The 1,077-nt window shown below is 34.8% G+C and carries 3 protein-coding genes; all 3 read left to right on the top strand.

Features of this window, described 5'->3' with window-relative positions; all coding sequences use genetic code 11:
• The coding region (locus HMPREF2551_RS10630; protein WP_070836701.1) for a hypothetical protein at positions 1 to 238 on the top strand (238 nt) is incomplete at its 5' end.
• A 214-nt stretch (positions 239 to 452) separates the two neighbouring features.
• Positions 453 to 665 (top strand): hypothetical protein, encoded by a 213-nt coding sequence (locus HMPREF2551_RS00010; protein ID WP_283122388.1) that lies wholly within the window; start codon positions 453 to 455, stop codon positions 663 to 665.
• Positions 658 to 1,077: IgG-binding virulence factor TspB family protein (locus HMPREF2551_RS00015; protein ID WP_283122389.1), on the top strand; the 420-nt coding region annotated here is incomplete at its 3' end. The genes HMPREF2551_RS00010 and HMPREF2551_RS00015, both read left to right, overlap by 8 nt.

Consider the following 1,077-nt stretch of genomic DNA (forward strand, 5'->3'; position numbering starts at 1 on the left):
GGATGCCGAAAACGTCTATTTCAGTTTAGTACCTCCCAAAATTGGCGATGATGGAAAGTTGTATCAGCTTAATTTTACAAAGTTTGGTTGGAAATATGGGGAACAGATTTTAAAAGCTGAATTGCCTGAGTGTAACCCGATAGATAGCATGAAAGACGGATCCTATATAGGCTGGTCAGTAGTTGCCATCATGGCAGCGGTTTGGGGTATCAGGTTGATATGGCAGAAATTAAGGTAAAACCATGATGGATTTTTATTTTTATCTTGGTGTGTTTGTTCCGGTCTTGGTGGGCTGGATGATTTTTAAATGACGTGGCTATATAATCTAACTTTCAGCAACCATTACGAAAGTTAGTATTATGTTTATTAGAATTTTTAATCTTGTTTTTGTTCTTCTCTATTTATTGTATTTTTTAAATATTATTTTTATTCCTAATGAAATTAGATATTTCATGATGGCATCTTATCTAGTTATAAATTTATTAGGTTTCATTCAAAATAAATTTAAATCTAATAATAAATTATCGGATAACGATGATTTTTATTTAATGAATACAAGTCCAAAAAAACCGGGTCCATCAGATCCTGATATGGTTAAGTTCATGGCTGATTTAAATAGATCTATAGAAGAGAAGAAGGAAATAGAAAAAGTACGAAATGAATAAATTAATTTTGTTTTTCTTCTTTTTTTTGGGAAGTTCTTATTTATTTGCTGGCGATATTAATATTAAAGGTAAATCAGTTACTTATAATGGTCAGCATACAGCACACTGGGATAAGCAGCCTTGGAATAGGTCTGTTTCTGATAATTTATATCGTAAATTTCAAACGGAAGCTATGAAGGCTCGCTATGAAGGGTATTTGGCAAAACAAACTGTAAATGCAACGGTTGAAGCCCAAGTATCCCGAAAAGCCGTCCTTTCTGGCGCATTCGGTCTAGTTAAAAGTGGCGCAAAACTAGCCGTTTCAAGTCGAGGCAATCTCTACATAGGCGGCGCACTGCTTGCCTACGAAGCTTATCAAGCTGTTAAATCCCCTTTGGAATCGGAAGGCTACAAATGGAATGAAGTCAGCGAA

This window comes from Neisseria sp. HMSC066H01 (assembly GCF_001837375.1).
Taxonomy (GTDB): Bacteria; Pseudomonadota; Gammaproteobacteria; order Burkholderiales; family Neisseriaceae; genus Neisseria.

Excerpts from the sequence above, each read along its gene's own strand:
- HMPREF2551_RS00010 (WP_283122388.1), top strand. The coding sequence starts at position 453 with ATGATGGCATCTTATCTAGTTATAAATTTATTAGGTTTCATTCAAAAT.